This is a genomic window from Allotamlana fucoidanivorans (genome assembly GCF_045788535.1).
GTDB classification, from domain to species: Bacteria; Bacteroidota; Bacteroidia; order Flavobacteriales; family Flavobacteriaceae; genus Allotamlana; species Allotamlana fucoidanivorans.
This window is the reverse complement of the sequence record NZ_CP074074.1, coordinates 2,129,689-2,152,125: the sequence shown is the minus strand read 5'-3', so window position 1 is coordinate 2,152,125 and position 22,437 is coordinate 2,129,689. Positions and strand designations below refer to the sequence as shown.

Annotated in this window: 10 protein-coding genes; 5 read left to right on the top strand and 5 right to left on the bottom strand. The window is 34.0% G+C overall.

Annotated features, from left to right (window positions below):
• Nucleotides 1-610: 610 nt before the first annotated feature.
• The 5 genes from KFZ70_RS09615 to KFZ70_RS09595 form a co-directional block, all read right to left on the bottom strand.
• Nucleotides 611-1,942, bottom strand: coding sequence for a hypothetical protein (locus tag KFZ70_RS09615; protein WP_139695016.1), 1,332 nt, complete (start codon nucleotides 1,940-1,942; stop codon nucleotides 611-613).
• Between the two features lie 136 nt (nucleotides 1,943-2,078).
• Complete coding sequence (locus KFZ70_RS09610) at nucleotides 2,079-3,053, bottom strand: hypothetical protein (RefSeq protein WP_139695017.1); 975 nt, start codon at nucleotides 3,051-3,053, stop codon at nucleotides 2,079-2,081.
• A 15-nt stretch (nucleotides 3,054-3,068) separates the two neighbouring features.
• Nucleotides 3,069-4,565, bottom strand: a complete 1,497-nt coding sequence (locus KFZ70_RS09605; RefSeq protein WP_139695018.1) for an arylsulfatase — start codon at nucleotides 4,563-4,565, stop codon at nucleotides 3,069-3,071.
• A 97-nt stretch (nucleotides 4,566-4,662) separates the two neighbouring features.
• Complete coding sequence (locus KFZ70_RS09600; RefSeq protein ID WP_139695019.1) at nucleotides 4,663-6,225, bottom strand: RagB/SusD family nutrient uptake outer membrane protein; 1,563 nt, start codon at nucleotides 6,223-6,225, stop codon at nucleotides 4,663-4,665.
• Between the two features lie 17 nt (nucleotides 6,226-6,242).
• Nucleotides 6,243-9,323, bottom strand: coding sequence for a TonB-dependent receptor (locus tag KFZ70_RS09595; protein ID WP_139695020.1), 3,081 nt, complete (start codon nucleotides 9,321-9,323; stop codon nucleotides 6,243-6,245).
• 253 nt (nucleotides 9,324-9,576) lie between these two features.
• On the opposite strand from KFZ70_RS09595, the gene KFZ70_RS09590 reads away from it, so the two are divergent.
• The 5 genes from KFZ70_RS09590 to KFZ70_RS09570 all read left to right on the top strand — a co-directional run bounded on the left by KFZ70_RS09590 (nucleotide 9,577) and on the right by KFZ70_RS09570 (nucleotide 22,315).
• Entirely contained in the window at nucleotides 9,577-13,695 is a 4,119-nt protein-coding gene (locus KFZ70_RS09590) for a hybrid sensor histidine kinase/response regulator transcription factor (protein ID WP_139695021.1), read from the top strand.
• Nucleotides 13,696-14,031: 336 nt separating this feature from the next.
• Nucleotides 14,032-15,495, top strand: a complete 1,464-nt coding sequence (locus KFZ70_RS09585) for a LamG-like jellyroll fold domain-containing protein (RefSeq protein ID WP_139695022.1) — start codon at nucleotides 14,032-14,034, stop codon at nucleotides 15,493-15,495.
• 264 nt (nucleotides 15,496-15,759) lie between these two features.
• Complete coding sequence (locus KFZ70_RS09580; protein ID WP_199240643.1) at nucleotides 15,760-18,912, top strand: glycoside hydrolase family 2 TIM barrel-domain containing protein; 3,153 nt, start codon at nucleotides 15,760-15,762, stop codon at nucleotides 18,910-18,912.
• 16 nt (nucleotides 18,913-18,928) lie between these two features.
• Nucleotides 18,929-20,389: a sulfatase gene (locus KFZ70_RS09575; protein WP_139695024.1), complete on the top strand. Its 1,461-nt coding sequence runs from the start codon at nucleotides 18,929-18,931 to the stop codon at nucleotides 20,387-20,389.
• Between the two features lie 6 nt (nucleotides 20,390-20,395).
• A complete protein-coding gene (locus KFZ70_RS09570; protein WP_139695025.1) occupies nucleotides 20,396-22,315 on the top strand; it encodes a sulfatase in 1,920 nt (639 codons plus the stop codon).
• Nucleotides 22,316-22,437 lie beyond the last annotated feature (122 nt).

The window sequence follows — 22,437 nt, the reverse complement described above, 5'->3', positions numbered from 1 at the left end:
TAGCGCTTCTAATTTTTCAAAAGTGGATACCATGCCCTCTTTCATTCCCATAATGATATATGGTTTCTAAATCTTTTAAAGAACTGTAATAAATAATAGCTGTTACTGTTGCTTTTTTACCTTTGCCTTTGAATATAACATTCCAATTTGCTTCTAGTAACTCTTGATTAATATTTCCTTCACTATCGCAAAACGTACCTATTGTGCAATATGAGTCAATTGGATTTACATCATGATATTCTGCATACCTCTAATAATATTTTCCTTATAAATCAATCATTGCATAGTATCAATGACCTCCATTCGTAAAATCCATCGATTTCGTTTTTGCTGTATATGGCTTTGGAGCAAACCAGTGGTCTAATAATTCTTGTTTGGTATAACAATCCCAAACCAATTATCTTTCAGTATTGAACTCAAGCAAGCTTTATGATCACATTTTAAGCAAGTGTAGCCTATTTTTGCTTTTATATAAGGAATCAAGATGTTCTATGCGATCTTTGTCTGTTTTAGACCGACCAGAGAACTCTAGAAAATTTTGCCCTTTAATATTTCCATAAAACCCTTATTTTTATTGACACCTAACCCGTTATTTATTTTAAAGTTAGTGTTATTTTAAAGTTAAAATAAACCGCGTAATAGATCTTTTAGGAAGTGTTAATGAAAATATATTATTGTTTTTACCATTTACCTCAAGGAGTCTTGATGTTCCATCTATGGATGAGGTTTCAGTCCATTGTAAACTAGTTACTTTTCCATTAATGTTTCCATTATCAATTTTAAATGTATAACCAGAACGTTCTGTATTATTAATATTAACAGCAAAAACAGTAATAGTTTTACCTTCAATAAACGCTCTGGTTTGAAGCTTACCTAATGCTTCAATACTTTCACCATCTATATCTGTAATTTTGATTGGTTGAGCACCTAACATGGGTGCTGATGTAGCTCGCATTAGTTTGCCCCTAACATTATTTCCTATAGAATAATTCCACCACATAAAACCAGACATACCTACATCTATTTGATCCCAAAAAGCAACTATTCCTGCTTCAGCTTCGTCAAAATCATTTATATCTGCTTTACCATCCCAATGCGGTTCTGTAGACCAAAATGGACGGTTTCCTATCAATGCTAAATCTGCCATTAATTTAGTTTTGGGTCGCCATTGCGGATAATAATGTGTACCATAAATATCCATTGTATCCCCCCAACCATTATCCATTAAGGTTTTCACCCAATTTCTTTTATCAGGACCATAATCTTCGTAACCTACTAACAAAGGCATTGCTAACCCTTTATTTATTAATAAGGTTCTTAATTCTGTAATTGTTTCTGAGTATTTTTGAGGAGTTATATTACCTTCGTTATAAATAAATTCATTGTCTATTCCTAGATAATCGATTGTTACCCCTTTAGAATTCATAAACTCAATAAAATCAGCAATTAAGATGGCATATTGTTTCGGGATAATACCGTTGCCATCCTTTACCCAACCTGGAAAAGATGCTTGTCCGTCTAATTTTTTACTGGCAAATATTTTAAGTTCTTTACCGCCTCTGGCCTGCTTGGCTAAAGTTATTGATTGCAAAACATCGGTATACATGTCTTCTACTACAACGCCGGCACTTGGATGTGCTGGGATTTTATTTTCACCCCGAATAGGAATTCTTAAACCGTTAGCATCATCAATATTAAATATCTCGTTAGCTTCGTCTGCATTCTCTAAATTTTTATTTCCTTGTTTAATATCATAAAAAAACACATCTATTACTTGTCCTGGATTATCAAAAGTAATGATACTTTGAGCAGCTTTATCAGGCTCTGGTTCTGGATTAGGGCTTTCTTCATTAGAACCATCTATTTCACTTCCACTACAAGCAACTAAGATTAAAAATAAAGACATTAATAGTAGTGCTTGTTGTTTAAAATTTGTTTTCATAGTAATATTTTTAATTAATTTTATTTAGAAATGTCTTCAGACGAAACGTACAACGTTAGATGTATTCTGGCTTCATTTAAAACGCATCTATTTATCCATCAATTCAGGAAGGAAATCTTTTATATTGTATTTTTAACTAGTCAGCCAATATCTTGCTCTTAACAATATTGCCAGCCTTATTTATACTACCATCAATTAGGGAAATATATTTCCAACTGTCATATAACACCAGTCCATTTACCCCAACTTTTAAAGCGGCGTCAATACGGGTAGCTTTATCAGAATATTTAACGGTATTATTTACTTCTGAATCCCAAACAGGTAAATCACCTGCTAAATGTTGAAATTCCCTCCAAGATTTATGGTTAAAACCCAGGTTATGTGTAGAAGCTATTGAAATGTATTGTAAAATATCGGTCTGCATTAAAACTTTAGTGCCTCCCGGAATGCCCCAAGTACATGGCCCCATAAGTTCTGCACCGTTAACATTATTATGCAGTTCTCTATAAATTTTATTCATCTGCACAACAGACCACTTTTTCCCTGGTTCACCATCTTCATTAAATGGTGTTATTAAATCTACTTTGTATTTATTTGCAAACGTCTTTATTCTTTCAATAACAATATTAGTCGCCTCATCGTTTCCCAAGGTAGAATTTGGACCTATATTTTTTTGGCTGTTGAAATCTAATCGCGTTCCATGTAGCACTTTATTGGCAATACGAACCGCACCATCCCAAAGCGCCGGATTTGCCATAATCTTAAAGCCTTTAGATTTTGCATGCGTGTACAGGTAGTCAAAAATTTCTTCATTCGGATTTTCTCCCTCAGGGAAAATAGTAATTCTAATACCATTTACACCTAAAGTTTCAAATCCTATTAAAAGGTTATCTACTTCTGTGGTTGTGCTTAAACTATTACCTATTTGAGCCTGTTTAACATCTCCAAATACATCTTTTAGATTCCCAGCATACTTTTTTACCTCAGCCTTATCAACATCTTTTTGTGGGTAAAATGATACTAAATTATCTGTTTTATTAAAACTAAATGTTACAAATACAGCGGCAAGTACTATTATTTTCTTACAACCCAGTTTAAAAAAGCCTCTCATACTTGCTGTGGTAAATTAGTTGCTATTAAGAAATGTTTCCTGACTAAATGTAAACACGTCTGATGGTGTTCTAGCTTCTTTTAAGATAGCTTCCATTTGCCTAACAACTTCTGGATGAGCATCTGCCACATTATTAGTTTCACCAATATCATTGGTTAGATCATAAAGTTCCACAGGTGCATTAGGATTTTTAAGCACATTGTATTTAACTGCTTTCCAATTGTCTTTTCTAACAGCTTGTCTGCCTCCTTTTTCATGAAATTCCCAATAGAGGTATTCATGCTGTTTTTGATTTTTAGTATCCCCTATAAGTGTTGGTAAAAATGAAATACCATCTAAATTATCTGGGCTATTGACATCCGCAATATCAGAAAATGTTGGAAATACATCCCAAAAAGCAGAAATATGATCTGATTTGCTTCCAGGTTTTATTCTATTTGGCCATTTAACCAGCATAGGAACCCTAACACCTCCTTCATATAAGTCTCTTTTAGTACCTTTTAATGGACCATTACTATCAAAGTAATCTGGATCACCACCGCCTTCTCTATGCGGGCCATTGTCTGATGTAAATACCACTATAGTATTATCGGAAATTCCTAATTCATCCACTTTAGCCATAATTTCTCCCACTTGTTGGTCCAGCAAATCAATCATGGCAACAAAAGCAGCATGAGATTCCTTTTGAGACAAGTAGTGTCCATCTCCATAAGCTTCACCAAACTCTACACCCACAAATTCCTTTTCAGGTAAAAATTTATCCCTGTATTTCTGCATTAAAGAATCTGGTGCAGCTAACTCTGCATGTGGTATAATTGATGCTACGTATGCAAAAAATGGTTCTTTCTTATTCTTTTCTATAAACTCTAAAGTTTTCTGATGAATGATATCTGGTCCGTATACCTTCTTTTTTAAACCTTTATTACCTTCTATAACTATAGAATCCCTATTAGACCATAAATGATCTGGATAATAATGATGTCCCAAACGCTGGCAATTATAACCAAAAAATGTATCAAAACCTTGATTTACTGGGTCGCCTTCAGACCTTGGAAAACCTAGCCCCCATTTTCCAAAAGCTCCTGTAGTATAACCGGCTTTTTTTAACGATTCTGCAAGAGTATAGGTATCATCTGGCATAGGGTACTGACCTTCTGGTTCCATTTCCTTATTTCCTCGTACCACAGTATGCCCCGTATGCATCCCTGTTAATAAGGCAGATCGAGAAGGTGCGCAAACGGTACTTCCTGAATAATGTTGTGTAAACAACATGCCTTCTGAGGCCAATTTATCAATATTGGGTGTTTTAAACTTTATTTGCCCATATACCCCTAAATCTCCGTAACCAAGATCATCTGCCAAAATATAAATGATATTTGGCTTAATAATATTTTCAGAGCTCGATTGAGCTGTGTTCATTGAATTTTCAGTGGATTTATTTGAAGATTCCTTGCAACCTAAGAGTAACAAAACACATAAACCAATTGAAATAAGATGTCGATTTTTTCTCATAACTCTACTTTTAAATGAAACAGGGAGTTAGAGCTGTAACCCCCTGTTAATAAACTAACTACACTAAACAAACAACAAACCCTATCTATGTCCATTATTAGTTGGATCTGTATCCATTATTAGTTGGATCCGTCTTTAAAAGGTTTGGATTCAACAAAATCTCATCCTGTGGTATAGGTAACAAAACGTGATGTGGTTTTATATTTGCTGCAGGGTTATTCCAAGGTCTGTGTTTTACAGTAGTAACCACATCCAGTAAAATGCCCCATCTAATCAAATCCATTTTTCTATGGCCTTCTGTACAAAGTTCAAATTTACGCTCATCATACAAGGCTTCTCTAAATTCGGTTTGCGACATGCCACTCCATGGCTTGTCTGGCTCAAAAGCACGTTCTCTTACCTTGTTCACATAAAAATAAGCGTTACCTGGACCATTTAACTCGTTTTCAGCCTCTGCCGCCATTAAATAAATATCGGCTAATCTAAAAACAATATAGTTTTCGCTATGATTTTCTCTTGGAGATGAATTGTTTAAATTCCAGTTTTTTCTGAAATAAGGAAAAGATAATTCATATCCTAAATATTCAGTTACTATGGTAACATCATATCGTAAATCGTCTGGATCCCAATTGCTTTGGTCTGCCAACTCAGGTAAAGGAATGGCCCAACCGTAACCACTCATGTCCTGATCCAATTCCTGTAAATCTGCCTGCAACAACTGCCATCTCGCTGGAGTACCTGGACCATCAGGTCTAGTATTTCTATTGCTTGGCTCATCTCTTAAACGAGGATTATAATCATCTGTTCTATTGGTATTGCTATCTCCAAAAATACCATCGGTAGTAAAATCAACGGCAAATATCTGCTCGTCGTTGTATTGGTTTGTTCTGTCTGTTTGATCAAAAACAGAGGCAAAATCATCTAATAAACGATGTTGTGGACTACTGATAATATCATCACATTCATCTTTTGCCAATGCCCATTCTTTATCAAACAAATGAAATTTAGCTTTTAAGGCCGCTGCAGCCCATTTAGAGGCTCTACCTAAATTGGCATCAGAATATGAAGGTGGTAAAAGTTGTTTAGCTCGTGCCAAATCATCCTTCATTTCGGCCCTTATGATATCTTTTGAAAAACGCTCTAGAGATCCCAACTCATCAAGCGGCAATAATTCTCTAAAATATGGTACATCTCCCCATAAATTGGTAAGATGAAAATATGCTAATGCTCTCATAAACAAACATTCTCCCAAAGTTTGGTCTCTTACTGCATCGCTTAAATTTTCATTACCTTCTATATTACTAATAAACAGGGACGCATTTCTTACTATTTCATACAAAGCAGCCCAAGTACTATTCCCATCTTGCACACCTTCAGCTATTGCATAGTTATGAATCTGCGCATTTACGTTTCTACTAGGGCCCACTTCATCGGTCCCGTTTACATAATAATTATCTAACCCTCTAGTTCTGTAAAGAGCATTTTTATGCAAAATTCTATACAAACCATTAGCCGCAAGTTGAGCTTCTTGATCATTAGTAAAAAAATTATCTGTAGCTATTTGATCTCTTAAATCTTCTTCTAAAAATTTGTCGCCGCATCCTGTAAGTAAAAGAACTCCAAACAGTAATAAGCTTATTTTTGTTATTAAATGTTTCATTGCTTATATTTTTTTTATTAAAATTCCATCTTTACTCCAAAACTAATGCTAGTAGCATATGGATAAGCACCGTTCACAAAACCTTGCGATACAGAATCAAATCCACTACCATCAGTGAAATTATTCACTTCTGGGTCACCTAATTGAAAATCAGACAACAGCCATAGGTTTCTACCCGTTAAGAATACATTTAAAGATTTAAACGTATTATCTATACCTGCTTTTTTTACTGGCACATTATAATTTAATGTTGCTGTGCGTAGTCTTAAAAACGATCCGTCTTCAACATTTAACGTACTATTTGGATTGAACAAACTGGCAGAGGTTCCTGCTCTTGGAATATCTGAAGTTTCGTTAACTCCTTCTACCCATCTATTAAGAACCCTTGGATCTATATTTTGATCGCCACGTCCAAAAATTGATGTTTGCGTAACCATATTAAATATTTCACCTCCATAAGATCCTTGGAAGAATACATCTAAACTTAAATTTTTATAGGTAAATGTATTTCTAAAACCGCCGTAAAAATCGGGCTGCGGACTTCCAGCTACACTGTAATCCTGTTGGTTTATTACTCCATCATTGTTTAAATCTCTATATCTCGGACTACCTAAAAAAGATTTCCCAATAGTCTGATCGTCTATTATTTCTTGCGGATCCTTATAAGTACCTAAATATTCTGCCACATAAAACACGGGCATGGGTTGACCAACCATTAATCTTGCTGAAGGTCCGCCTTGATTCCCGGTAGATTGAATGTTTATAAACTCTTCTTGCCCTAGATCCAGTACTTTACTTTTATTGGTAGACAATGTTAAAGTACTACTCCAACTAAAATCATTTTTATCAATATTTACTGTATTTAGTAAAAACTCAAAACCTCTGTTTTGAACACTACCCACATTTTCCAACACCCTACTTCCAGCTGTATTTGGTAAATCTCTAAATAATAACAAATCTTTGGTTGTTTTATCATAGTACCCAACCTCAAACGAAATTCTATTATTTAACAGTCCTATTTCCAGACCAAGATCCAGCTGCTCAGTTGTTTCCCACTGCAGGTTGGTTGATCCTGGAGCATCAAGAATAACCCCTGGAACTAAATTTTCATTAAAATAAGTGTACACAGGATTAAATAAATCAAATGAATTGTACGTCTTTACTCCTTGTTCCCCTACTTCTCCATAACTACCTCTTAGTTTTAATCTATTTATAACATCAACGTTCTCCATAAAAGACTCTTCATCTATATTCCAAGCTATACCTGCTGACGGGAAAAAGGCATATTTATTACCCGCCTCAAATACAGATGAACCATCTCGCCTACCTACTAGGGTTAAAACATAGCGGTCATCGTATGAATAGGTTAAACGCCCAAATAATGAAGTTAAAGTTCGCTGATTATAACCTGAACCAACTTGGTACGTTTCAGGATCAGAGCCTAATGATAAATTATTAAACTTTACAACATCATTAGGAAATCCTTCAGCTGAAGTATCAGTACTTTCTGAGGTTATTTTTTGTCCAGAAAATCCTCCTAAAACACTTAAAGAATGATCTCCAAACTCTTTACTATAATTTATGGTAGTTTCACTTAAAAGGTCTTTGGACTGACTTGTTCTTACACGACCGTACCCTCCTACATTATTATTTAATATTCTCTCTGGTAGTAAGCTGGGCAAATACTCATTATTTTTATAAAAATTTAATGTAGCCCCAATATTAGTTTTAATTTTTAAACCTTCTAGTAATTTATACTCAAAATACGCGTTACTGATAATGTTTGTAACCAAATCATGATCTTCTCTTAATAGTATATCGGCAACTGGATTTCTCTGTAAGGTACCACTTAAAGGGTTTGTACCGGTAAAATTACCGTTAGCATCGTAAATTGTTCTAATAGGCAGAACATTATTGACAATTTGACTAAAATTTGTTTTATTATTTTCTTTTTTGAATGAACTCAAATTCAAGCGCAAACCTATATTAAAACGGTCACTAACACGAGCATCTAAATTATTTCTTAAAGTTACCCGTTCTAAACCTGAGCCTTTTACAATACCTTCTTGATTAAAATAGCTGATTGAGGAATAATAATTTGAGTTTTCAGTATTACCCGTAATAGAGACATCTGTATTATAAATTGTACCCATTTGAACAACCTCATCAATCCAATCTGTAACAGGTACAGCACCTGGGTCGTCATAACGTAATGGCAATGATGGATCTGTAAACCCAATAGGCAATAAAGTACCGTTATAATCAATATCTGGTCCTGCTACAAATTGTCCAGCTTCATTTAAATAGTCTACATAATCTTGTCCCCCAAGTATATTTATTTTATTAGCCAACATTTCGGTAGTTACACTCGAATTAACTCGAATTGTAGGTTTACCTGACACCATGCGCTTACCCGTTTTGGTTGTTATTATAATAACCCCAGAAGCTCCTCTAGTTCCATAAATTGCCAAAGCCGTTGCGTCTTTAAGAATTTCAACAGATTCAATATCGTTAACACTAATATTATTCAAGTTAAACCCTGTTCCCGTTATAAAACCATCTACCACAAAAAGTGGATTATTGTTTCCGTTAATAGAACTGTTACCTCTAATTCTTATAGTAGATCCAGTGCCTGGAGCCCCGCTATTTGAAGTAACCTCAACACCTGCAGCTCTACCTTGTAAGGCTTGATCTACCCTAGCCACGGGTTGATTTTCCAGAACATCTGATTTAACAGATGATACTGCCGAAACTAAAGTTTTCTTATTAGACGTTCCATAACCAATAACGACAACCTCATCAAGTTGTGCAACATCCTCTTGTAAGACTATATTAATAGTAGAATTATTCCCAACGGAAACACTTTGAGAAATAAATCCAACATAAGAAAATTCTAAAACATCACTTGCCGATGCTTCAATTGAATAGTTTCCGTCAAAATCTGTAGTTACACCTTTGGCCCCGCCCTTGATAACGACATTAACGCCTGGCAATGGTATGTTTGTAGCATCTGTAACATTTCCATTGACTGTATTTTGCGCAGATACTGTTAAGAGACCTAACAAGAACCACAGCAAAATGAATTGTTTTTGTTTCATAGTTTAATAGTTTAAATAGTTCAGTTTTTTATTTCACCTATTAGCAAAAAGTGAATGCTCTAAATTAATTCGAATAAGCCAATTACAATTCTCATTTAATGGTTCAATTTGTTGCAAGACATAAAACACAATAAAAATTAAAATAATGCAACATTTACACACACACTATGCAACATATTGAATTTCACAAATTTGTATATATGATAAAAAAATATGAAATTGTAAACAACTAAACCATAATAGCCTGAATAAAATGTTATCATTATCAAAAAAATTAAGCATAAAATTTAGACTAAACACAATTTTTATATTATTTGTTAGTCTTAATTTTAGTTTTTCTCAATCCAGAATTGAAAAATTCAATAAGCTAGAGGTTGATGGTTTACCATTTAATCAAAACGTAAATGTACTTTTTGAAGATAGTGTTGGGTATCTATGGATAGGAACAAAAAATGGTCTTTTTAGATATGACGGAAATGATTTGTTGCAATTTAAACATGACGTTTTTGATTCAAATTCTATCCCGAACAATAGTATAAACTCAATCATTGAAGACAAAAACAAGAACCTTTGGCTTGGCAGTGAAAGCTTTCTTATCTTCTTTAACCGTAAAGAAAATAAATTCAAGGGGTTTTATAAAAACGTAACTTCTGTTGTACTTCAAAAAGATAAAGATGGGAATATATGGTCGAATGCAAGAAACACAGGCTTAATATTAATTGAACCCATTGAAAATAGTGAAAAAATAAATTTAGACTCTCACTTTAACTATTTAAATCCTAACATAGCTAAATTTAACAGACGAATAAACGCTTTTTTCCAAGATAACTTTAATCGAAATTGGTTGGGCACTTCAAAAGGTATTTATGTTCTTGATGCTAAAAAAAATTATATCAAAACTAATTTTGACAAACCCGTTGTCTCTATAAAAGCATTTAATAATAACAATCAATTTTTAGTCTTAACTAATAAACATGTTTATGTGTTAGGATATAATAAATCAGATTATAAATTAGAAATACTCGAGGAATATTTGGGAATTTTAAATTTAGAACAAAATACAACTTTCAATACATTTGCTATAGACCAGAACAATTATGATATATGGATTGGTTCTACCCACGGGTTAATTAAGGGCACAAGAAATAATAATTCTTACATATTTTCTTTCTCCAAAAATCAAGACTTTTTACTAAATGACAGAATCAATTCTCTAACCTTTGATCAGTATAACAATCTCTGGATAGGCACTTTAAATGGCATTTACAAACATTTAGGAAGAACATCAATTTTTGATTATATTGATGTTAATTCTGATAAAAATATTATAAATTCTGAGACCAATAGTATAATAACCTACAATGACAATACTCTTTTAATAGGAATGGATCATGGATTATTTAAATATAATATTCATAATAATTCTGCCAGCAGAATTAAGCTCCCCATTAACAACATAAGTCGACTAGATTTAAATTATGACAAGTCGAAACTTCTTATTGCAACGGATACTATTTTATATGAATCTGAAAATTTTGATCCAAATAAAACCACATTAGAAATAACTCAAGTAGATTCATACAATCACGACATAACCGATATTGCCGATATAAATAAAAATGAAACATGGGTAGGAATTTGGGGAAATGGCATAAAAATATTAAATAATGATACTGAAATATCAAATTTTAAAAATTCTGTAGTTAAAATTCTTGATAAAAGCCATACTTCAGCATTAAAATTATCCTCCAAAAACATTTTATGGATAGGAACTCGTGGCCAAGGACTTTTTAAAATAGATTTTAATAATGAAACTTATGAACAGTACTTACCTAAAAAAAATGGGGGTTTAACTTCAAATGCCATATTATCAATCTATGAAGACCATAGCCAAAATATATGGATTGGTACGCGTGGTGGTGGCTTAAACAAATATATTGAGACAACAAATAGTTTCATAAATTTCGAAAAATTAAACAAGGATATAGGTAATACGGTTATTGCTTCTATACAGGAAGATAATACCGGAAATCTCTGGATGAGCACGGAGCAAAAATTGATAAGATTTGATTTATCCTCCGAAAAATTCAACTTTTTTGGAACTGAAGACGGTATAGACGTGAGCAAATTCATGTTTAACTCCAGCACTAGTACAAATAATAATGTAGAATTATTTTTCGGATCTAATAATGGCTTTTATAAGGTAAATACGGCCCTATTTACTCAACAGAAAATAATTCCCTCTACTGTTATTACAAATTTTAACACTTTAGGGCCTTCTAAAAATAACAGTGCCAACAACAAAGAAAACACTATAAATAGCATAAATGTTAATTCTGATACTGCTATAAGACTGCCTTATAATCAAAATAATATTGTAGTTAATTTTTCCTCTTTAGATTTAACATCTCCAAAAAAGAATCAGTATGCCTATAAATTAGAAGGTCTAAATGATTTTTGGATTTATACCAATGCATCCAATCGCAATGCTAACTATAATGATTTACCCCCCGGTACATACACCTTTAAAGTAAAAAGTTCTAATAGTGATGGCATTTGGAATGAAACACCAACCACCTTTACATTTCAAATAAATCCTCCTGCATGGAGAAGTAAATGGGCCTATTTTGCCTATTGTTTATTATTTTCCATACTAGCCTATATAAGCTACCTCCTAATAAAAAGATGGTACAAATTAAAAAAGAATCTAGTTAAAGAAACTATTAGTAGAGAAAAAGACAACGAACATAACAGAATGAAAATGATTTTCTTTACTGATATTTCTCATGAACTTAGAACTCCTTTAACACTCATTTTAGGCACCATTGAAAAAATAGTAAAGGACAGAAAATTTAATTTAAGTCCGTTAACAGCGCAACGGATATATAATAATTCTTTAAGAATGAACCGATTGATAAACCAAATAATGGATATTAGAAAGTTTGATGTTGGTGAGTTCAAAATTAAAGTATCTAAAAACAACATTATTTATGATATAAAGAAAATTAAAAATGCTTTCAATGATTTTGCCAAAATGTACCAAATAAAATATGAATTTGTTTCGTCAAAAAAGACCCTAGACGCCTGGTATGATGTTGAAATTATTGAAAAAATATTATTCAATCTTCTATCTAATGCTTTTAAATATACCCCACAAAATGGACATATTTCAATTTCAATTGATAGTGTATCTAGTAGCTCTATAAATATTCCAAGAGTAACTCTAAAAAACGGAACTTATATTACATGTGCTGTCCGAGATTCTGGCGTTGGAATTGCTAAAAAGGATTTAGAATTTATTTTTGACCGCTATTACCAATCTACAAAACTACCTACAAATCAGGTTCCTGGAACAGGTATTGGAATGGAATTAGTTCAAAAATTAATTGAAAGACATCATGGTGCCATTACTGTTAAAAGTGAAGAAAATGTCTATACTGAATTTACATTCTTCATCCCAATTGAAAAATCACATTACAAGAAAAAAGAAATTAGACATAAAGAGGATACATTTACTAAAAGTATCATTGAAAATTCTGAATTTGCTTTTATTGAAGAGATTTCAGCCATTAATACCATTAATACGGTAAAAAAATCTAAACCTTCCATACTTTTGGTTGAAGATAATGTGGAAGTAAGATCGATGCTTAAAGAAGAACTAGAAGATAGTTTTTATATATTAGAAGCTTCAAACGGAAAAGAGGGTTACAATACCATCATAAAAGAAAAACCTCAGCTTATTATTAGCGATATTTTAATGCCTATTGAAGATGGTATTTCTATGTTGAAGAAAATTAAATCTGATTCTGATCTAAGCAACATCCCTATATTAATGTTAACTGCCAAAGGTGCCGAAGAAACTAAAATTGAATGTTTAAGCTTAGGGGCAGATGATTACATAGAAAAACCTTTTAGTCTTGAATTTGTAAAGTGGAAAATAAAGAACACCCTATCTACAAGAAAAGAGCTTAAAGAAAAGTATAGTAAGGTAATAACTGCGGAACCTTCTAATATTAATGTAGACTCCAATGATGAAAAATTCATTAAAAAAATAGTCAAAATTATTGAAGATTCCATGGACGACAATTTATTAAGCGTTGAGTATTTAGCCTCTGAAGTTGGTATGAGTAGAGCCAATCTCTATAGAAAAGTACAAGCTATATTAAATGATACGCCCGTAAATTTTATTAAAACCATTAGGTTAAAACGTGCCGCACAATTACTAAAAAAGAATAACATGTATATTTCTGAAATTGCTTACATGACAGGTTTCAACAATCAAAGATATTTTGGAAAATGTTTTAATAAACAATATGGTATGAGTCCAACGGAATATATAAAAAAACACGCCCAAGAAGATACCCCTACCTAGTTAATATTAACAAATAATAGCTAATATTAACTAGGAAAAGTTCCGTAAAAGGCACTATGCTTTTCGTGGTTAATTAAAATTAAATCATCTAAATAGATCAAAAGCATAAAACCTTTTTCAAAGGACTTTAGTGTATAAATGTTTCAAAACAAACTACACAAACCCATAATCTCCTAAAAAACAGACCTTTTTTACCTAAAATTAGTCTCAATTGCAACATTTTACCCCAATTAATGAGAATTTTTAAAGCTTAAGTATGCTTAATTTTATCTCATGTTTTTGGAACATATATTACACAATAAATAAAATTGAATCTATAAACTAAAACTGAACTAAATGAAAAAGCTAATTTATTTTTTATTTGCCTGTACATTATTTATGACGTCTTGTGATAAAGATGATGATATCGGTAAATTAGACTACACAGCACTTGATGCTATTGTCACAGAAGCCAAAGCAACTGCTGATGAATCTAAAGAAGGAGATGGAAACGGGGACCTTATAATAGGTTCTACTGCTACTTTAAATGAAGCCATTGCTAAATATGAAGCATACAAAACTACAGCGATTAACCAAGGTACGGTAGACCATGCTGTAAACTTATTAACCGTTGCCTTAAAAGCTTATATCAACAATACCGTTGCAGTAGATTATTCTCAACTTACTGAAACAATTGCAACAGCCCAAGTTGCACTAACAGGAGCTGTTGAAGGCACCCAAATTGGAGATTATATTGCTGGATCAAAAGATATCTTACAAAATGCTATAGATATTGCTCAGGCGATTCTTGACAATGACAGTGCTTCCCAAAACGATGTTAATAAGGCTGACTCTGATTTAAACAAAGCTATTTCAATTTTTGAAGCTAGCATCGTTGGAGATGCTGATTTCACCGAATTGAATAATGCTATTGCATCTGCTCAAGCCTTACTAGACAGTGCTGTTGAAGGTACAAATAATGGTGAATACGCCGTTGGATCTAAAGCCGTATTACAAGATGCTATAGATACAGCTCAAACCGCCGCTAATAATCAAGCAGCCAACCAAGCTGACATCGACCAAGCATTAGATGTTTTAAACCAGGCCATAGCCAATTTTGAGGCTGGTAAGGTAGTCCCTCCAAGTTACTTAAATTTTGATGGTAATGATTATATAAAAGTAAATGGTTTTAAAGCTGTTCCAGGAGGAGGAGCAAGAACATGTGAAGCATGGATTAGAACAACATCAGAAACAAAGAACATTATTATAATGTCTTGGGGAGAAAACGTAACCAATCAAAAATGGGATGTTCGTTTACATAATGCAAACAAGGCGCTTAGAGTTGAATACAATGGTGGAGGTATAGTTGGATCTACAAAACTAAATGACGGAAACTGGCACCACATTGCTGTTGTAGTACCTTCTGATGGGGCGGCTTTAACAAGTGTTTTACTTTATGTAGATGGTGCTCTTGAGACAAATACTGCAGCTTCTGGTGATGCTCCAATTAACTCGTCATCTACCAATGATTTTGAAATAGGTAGAAGTGCTGCACAACCAGATAGATACTGGGAAGGCGATATAACAGATGTTAGAGTTTGGAATAAAGCAAGATCTGAAAGTGAAATAGCCAGTAGCAAAGATGCACGTCTTAATGGAAATGAAGCAGGACTCATAGGCTATTTTAAACTAGATGAAGGAACAGGAACATCTGTAATAGATTCTAGTACAAATGGAAACACAGGAACACTTGGAGGAGACTTAGGAGCAGATGCTGCACCATTATGGGTAGAAGTGACTCCAGGATTTCCTTTTAACTAAGAAACTCAAATTGAATTAATAGCAAAATTAAAACCAATATCAAAAACACTTTGGTATTGGTTTTTTTTAAAATTTCAATTAACTAAGAGCCTTAAATTAATATCTATGCGATGTATTATTTAAAATAGTAGTTTTCACCATAAATAATACGGTTAGAAATATAACTCTTCACTTTAAAAATAAATCATTATCATTAAACACATGAAAATTAATTGGATATTTTTAGCGCTATCATTGTTTAATCTACAGTTAAGTTTTTGTCAAATGGACATAAACAACACGTTAGATTTAAAGCCCTGGGAAGACCCTCAAGTTTCAGGAATTAACCGGTTACCAAGTAAAGCGACTTCATACTCATACCCCAACGAATCGTTAGCCTTACAAAATGACAAAAACAATTCTAGTCGCTATAAGCTTTTAAATGGTAACTGGAAATTTTATTGGGCTCCCATTCCAGAAGGAGTTCCAAACAATTTTCAAGAACCAACATTTGATGATTCTTCATGGAACACCATTCCTGTTCCAGCCAATTGGGAACTACATGGTCATGGAACAGCCATCTATACAAATACAATTTATCCTTTTGTACCTGTAAACCCGCCATTAGTACCAAACGACGACAACCCTACAGGATGTTATCGTACAACTTTTGAAGTTCCAGATAATTGGATTGACTCACAAATTACCTTAACCTTTGGCGGTGTAAGTTCAGCCTATTACGTTTGGGTAAATGGCAAACTGTTGGGTTATAGTGAAGACAGCATGCTCCCAACCCACTTCGATATTTCTCCATATCTACAATCAGGTACAAATACTTTAGCAGTTAAGGCCTTTCGTTGGAGCGATGGTGTTTACCTTGAAGACCAAGACCACTGGCGATTAAGTGGTATTCATAGAGACGTGTATTTAACATCAGCACCTAAAGTTCAGCTGTACGACTTTTTTGTACAAACCGATTTAGACGAAAATTATGAAAATGCTACATTAAAAATTCGTCCTAGAATAAAGGTTTTTGAAGATACCGATTTTAGCAAATTTACTTTAGAAGCCAAACTATTTGACGAAAACAATGCTGAAGTATTAGAGCAACCACTAAGCATTCCTGTAAATAAGATTTATAACGAAAAGTTTGAACAACGCGGCAAACCGGGTTTTGGACTTATGCAAACATTGGTTGAAAACCCTAAAAAGTGGAGCGCAGAGCAACCAAACTTATATACCTTAATATTTAATTTGAAAAATGATAAAGGACAAATACTGGAATCGAGAAGCACCAAGGTCGGCTTTAGAGAAACCGAAATTAAGGATGGCGAATTTCTTGTAAACGGAAAATCTGTTATTATGTTTGGTGTGAATAGGCACGACCATGACCCTATAAATGGTAAGGTTATAAGTGAAGCGTCTATGTTAAAAGACATTAAGCTTATGAAACAATTCAACCTTAATGCCGTACGTACATCACATTACCCCAATGATGAACGTTGGTACGACCTGTGCGATGCATATGGTATTTATGTCATGGACGAAGCCAATTTAGAAACACATGGCGTAGGCGGTAAATTAAGCAATGATGCCTCATGGTCAAGTGCTTTTTTAGAACGGGCCATACGAATGGTTCAGCGTGACAAAAACCACCCTAGTATTGTATTTTGGTCTTTAGGGAATGAATCGGGTTCAGGGTTTAACCACGTTACCATGGCCAATTGGATAAGAAATTACGACACTACACGCCCTGTACATTATGAAGGTGCTCAAACTACTGAAGGCAAAGCAAAGGTTGAAGATAAAATATTAAAAGACCCGCTTTATGTAGATGTGGTTAGCCGCATGTACAGCCCTATGGAATACATGGTTCAAATGTCGGAGTTTGAAGATGAAACAAGACCCATCATTTGGTGTGAATATGCACATTCTATGGGGAATTCAACAGGAAATCTATTTAAATATCGTAACCTTTTTAGAAAGAACAAACAAATTATAGGCGGTTATATTTGGGATTGGTGTGACCAAGGTCTTGCTCAAAAAACGGCTGAAGGTGAAGATTACTATGCCTTTGGTGGCGATATGGGAGACACTAAGATTAATACTAGTAACTTTTGTCTCAATGGTATTGTTGGCCCAAATAGAGAGTTAAAAGCAGCCACTTGGGAGGTAAAAAAAGTATTTCAGCCTATCGAGTTCATACCCAACAACCTTGCTTCAGGCGAAATTACAGTTACCAATCATCATAATTTTACCAATCTAAATGAGTTTCAGTTCTTGTGGGAACTACAAGAAGATGGCAAAACCATAAAACAAGGAGCTCTAGAAACCATAGCTCTTCCTCCCAATCAGACGAAGACTATTACTATTCCTTATAAAGAACCGAGACTAAGAGCAGGTGCCGAATATTTCATACGAATTTCAGCTGTATTAAAAGAAAACACCTTATGGGCCAATAAAAACCATGAAATAGCATGGGAACAGTTTCAATTGCCTTTTAATAGAGCTTTACCAAACAAGTCCATCAGTTCATTAAATAGTATAACTATTAACAACCATTCCGTTTCTGGTAAAAATTTCCAAATAGACTTTGATGCTTCAAAAGGAACCTTATCACAATTTGTTTACAATAATCAAAATTTAATTACAACTGGTCTCCTACCTAGTTTTTGGCGACCTATAACAGACAATGACCGGGCAGGCGCAAAAACTAAAAAGCACCTTGCTGTTTGGAGGGCAGCATCAGAAAACCCAACGGCCACTTCATTCGAATTAAAACAGCTAACCTCCAATACTGCTCTGGCAGCTTCAAGCTTTACATTTGCTGACAACAAGGCTTCCCTTGTAGTAAAACATTTTATTTATGGCGATGGTACTATAAAAGTAGATGTTGAATTTCAAGCTGATGAAACCCTTCCCATGTTACCTAAATTAGGTTTACAGTTACAAATACCCAATACCTTTGATAATCTAAAATATCTGGGTAGAGGTCCTCATGAAAATTATTGGGATAGAAAAACGAGTGCCGATGTTGGTGTATATTCTAGCTCAGTTTTTAAGGACTACTACCACTATATTCGCCCACAAGAAAGCAGTAACAAAACCGATGTACGATGGTTCGCTTTAACCAATAACTACGGACAGGGTCTACTAATAAATGCCATAGACCAACACTTAAGCATGAGTGCATGGCCTTATACAACCTGGAATATTGAAGACGCTTTACATACCTATGATTTAGAAAAACAAGACTTTATAACCCTTAATATTGACCATAAACAAATGGGGGTTGGAGGTGATGATAGTTGGTCTAAAAATGCTTTGCCACATCCTGAATTTAGAATACCCGCTAAGGCTTATAATTATTCTTTTATCTTAAAACCTATTAAATCTAGTAAGCAAATAGGCAGAATAATGTATCCTGAAAACAAATAAATTAATTAAAATAATAATGTATTATATATATAAACAAATTATAACATTCTTTTCAATACTAGCCTTATTTGGGTGCAAATCTAAAAAGGAAAGATCTGAAATCAATAACACTTTAAAAAAACCAAATATCGTTTTAATTAATGTGGATGATTTAGGATGGAAAGATTTGGGTTTTATGGGAAGCTCTTATTACGAAACACCTAACTTGGATAAACTTGCTCAAGAGGGCATGGTTTTCACCAATGCGTATGCGGGAGCTGCCAATTGCGCACCAAGTAGAGCTTGTCTTATTTCTGGCTTAAACACTCCCAGACATGGTGTTTACACTGTTAGCCCATCCGATAGAGGCCACAAAAAAACCAGAAAACTTATACCCATAAAAAACACAAAGCATTTGCACGATTCTATTTACACCTTACCACAAATGTTAAAATCTGGCGGTTACATTACTTCTAACTTTGGCAAATGGCACGTAGGCAACAACCCGGCTAAGCAAGGTATAGATTATAATGTTGGTGGTAGCGGAAAGGGTAACCCTGGTAAAAATGGGTACTTCTCGCCTTACAACATCGATTTTATTGAGGATGGGCCAGAAGGCGAGTATTTAACAGATAGATTAACCAATGAAGCGGTCTCTTTTATAGAAAAACATAAGGATACCACCTTTTTTGTCTATATGCCGTTCTATTCGGTGCATACACCAATAATGGGCAAAGACAGTTTAGTTGAAAAGTTTAAAACCAAAAAAGGCCATGAAGGGCAAAATAATGCAGAGTATGCTGCTATGGTAGCATCGATGGACGAAAACGTAGGCAAGTTATTGAATACGCTTAAAACAAAAGGATTGGAAGAAAACACGTTAGTTATTTTCACTTCAGATAATGGAGGGATTCGCGCCATTTCACACCAAGATCCTTTAAGAGCTGGAAAAGGATCGTATTACGAAGGTGGTATCAGGGTGCCATTAATTATCAAATGGCCAAACCATACTAAGCCAAATACAACTTCACTGCAAGTTGTTTCTAATTTGGACTTCTATCCTACTTTGCAAACTATTGCTGCTCCCGTAAAAAAAGCTAAGGTATTGGATGGGGTTGATTTAAATTCATTAATTAATACCAATCAAAACATTACGGAAAGAGATTTATTTTTCCATTTTCCTGTATACCTTCAAGCTTATAAAAAAGGAAAAGATAGCAGCAGAGACCCTTTGTTTAGAACGCGCCCAGGATCTGTAATTATTTCAGGCGATTGGAAATTACACCAGTATTTCGAAGATGGCGCTGTAGAATTGTACAATCTGAAAACTGATTTAGGAGAAGCTGAAAATATCGCAGCATCCCATCCTGATAAAGTAAATGAATTATTGAACAAATTAGAACAATGGAGAAGTGATACCAATGCTCCTATTCCAACGGAAATAAATCCCGATTACGATTTAAAGTTTGAACAAAAACAAAGTATTATAAAGAAATAAAACACTATGGTTACCAAAAGACTATCCATTTATATTACGCTTATAGTAAGCGCATCACTTATACTGGTTGTATCCTCTTTTAATTCGTGTAAAAATTTAGATGTTCCTACAGAAAAACCAAATATTTTATGGTTGGTTGTTGAAGATATGAGTCCGTTTTTAGATTCTTACGGAAACAAATATACCACTACTCCAACTTTAAATGTTATGGGAAAAAACGGAATTGTTTTTACAAATGCCTTCTCAAATGGTGCCCAATGCTCTCCAGCTAGGTCTACATTAATGTCGGGTATTTATGCACCAATGTTGGCTACAGATTGGCACCGTGAAGCTCGGGCCGTACCCCAAGATTTTTATTATTCAAAATATTTACAAGAGGCTGGTTATTACTGCACTAATAATAGCAAGACAGATTACAATGCCAATAATACACCTAAAAACTTATGGCATGAATCTAACAAAAAGGCAAGTTATCTTAACAGACCAAGCAAAGCGCAACCCTTCTTTTCTGTGTTCAATTATAGTGGTACACACACCAAACGGGTAGCCACTAGAAATACTAAAGGGAGAGAACCAAGAACCATTGCTCTTGATAGTGTTACATTGCCTCCATATTTGCCAGATGTAGAAGAGATTAAAGATGATATTGCTTGGTATTATGATGCGGTAAATAAAATGGATGTATGGGTAAAAAAACGTCTTGATGAATTGGAAGCTTCGGGTGAAGCAGACAACACCATTGTGTTTTTCTATTCAGACCATGGGGGGTGTTTGCCTCGTGGAAAAGCCTATGTTTACGATACCGGAACACGTGTTCCTTTAATCGTACACTTACCTGAGAAATATAAACATTTGGCGCAAACTACCTCTGCTAATAAAAATGACAACTTAGTTGGGTTTATTGATTTTGCTCCCACAATTTTTAACCTAGTAGGTATAGAAAAACCAGATTTTATGATGGGACAACCTTTTTTAGGTAAGCAAGTCCCAGAACCAAAATCCGAACTGTTTCTGTATAGAGCCAATCAAGAACAAAGTTATATTCCTTCCCGTGCATTAACAGATGGAAGATATAAATTAATCTGGAATTTTAATTCGGCCTACCCCAATGGTACCAGACAATCTTACCAATGGCAAATGCCCTCTTATCAAGGTTGGGACAAAGCTCATATAGAAGGTAAAACAGACAGTTTACAAAGTGTTTTTTGGAAACCAACTACCGCTCTAGAATTTTATGATACCAAAACCGATAGCTTTGAAGTAAATAATCTTGCTAATGATCCAAAATATCAAGAAAAAGTTTCACAAATGAAACAAGATTTAATTGATTTTATGAAGCAAAAGAAGGATTTAGGGCTCTACCCATGGTCTATGAGAAAGCAAAAGGATACCCTGCCTTTTTATACTTATGTAAAACAAACCCATCAACCCGTAGAGGCCATTATAGATGCTGCAGCATTTGCAAGTACTGCCAAAGCTTCAGATATTGAAACCATAAAAGGGTTCCTAAATTCTGAGGAACCTGCCATACGGTATTGGGGCTCGGTAGGTGTTTTGCAACTTTTAGAAAGACAGCTTATTAATGATGTCCCAGATGAAGTCAACAAAAACTTCAACAACGACAATGAAAATACAGAAATACGATTAATGTCCGCCGAAATATTGGTAAAATCTAAAGCCAATAAAAATGCTTTGCAGTATATACTAGAGCAGATAAAAAACGATTATTTTATAGCTTACGCTACATTACAAAACTTAGATTCACTGGCAAAACCTATAGAGGAAGAATTAATACAGCTTAGAGAAAATAAAGATTTAAACCAGTTCTATATAAAATCTGCATTAATTAATACAGGGTACTTAGCTTATCAAGATTTATGGGGTGCTACTGGTGAACCTGAAAAAGGGTACAATCATCATGAATAAAGCAAGAATCAAGCATAATCTTGTAAAATTTTCATGTTGTTACCTTTGTTACAAAACTAAATGAGCACAATTTGACACATAAAGTCATTATAATATTCTATAATGATTTAGCTATAATTTGG

Excerpts from the sequence above, each read along its gene's own strand:
- KFZ70_RS09615 (WP_139695016.1), bottom strand. The coding sequence starts at position 1,942 with ATGAAAACAAATTTTAAACAACAAGCACTACTATTAATGTCTTTATTT.
- KFZ70_RS09610 (WP_139695017.1), bottom strand. The coding sequence starts at position 3,053 with ATGAGAGGCTTTTTTAAACTGGGTTGTAAGAAAATAATAGTACTTGCC.
- KFZ70_RS09605 (WP_139695018.1), bottom strand. The coding sequence starts at position 4,565 with ATGAGAAAAAATCGACATCTTATTTCAATTGGTTTATGTGTTTTGTTA.
- KFZ70_RS09600 (WP_139695019.1), bottom strand. The coding sequence starts at position 6,225 with ATGAAACATTTAATAACAAAAATAAGCTTATTACTGTTTGGAGTTCTT.
- KFZ70_RS09595 (WP_139695020.1), bottom strand. The coding sequence starts at position 9,323 with ATGAAACAAAAACAATTCATTTTGCTGTGGTTCTTGTTAGGTCTCTTA.
- KFZ70_RS09590 (WP_139695021.1), top strand. The coding sequence starts at position 9,577 with ATGTTATCATTATCAAAAAAATTAAGCATAAAATTTAGACTAAACACA.
- KFZ70_RS09585 (WP_139695022.1), top strand. The coding sequence starts at position 14,032 with ATGAAAAAGCTAATTTATTTTTTATTTGCCTGTACATTATTTATGACG.
- KFZ70_RS09580 (WP_199240643.1), top strand. The coding sequence starts at position 15,760 with ATGGACATAAACAACACGTTAGATTTAAAGCCCTGGGAAGACCCTCAA.
- KFZ70_RS09575 (WP_139695024.1), top strand. The coding sequence starts at position 18,929 with ATGTATTATATATATAAACAAATTATAACATTCTTTTCAATACTAGCC.
- KFZ70_RS09570 (WP_139695025.1), top strand. The coding sequence starts at position 20,396 with ATGGTTACCAAAAGACTATCCATTTATATTACGCTTATAGTAAGCGCA.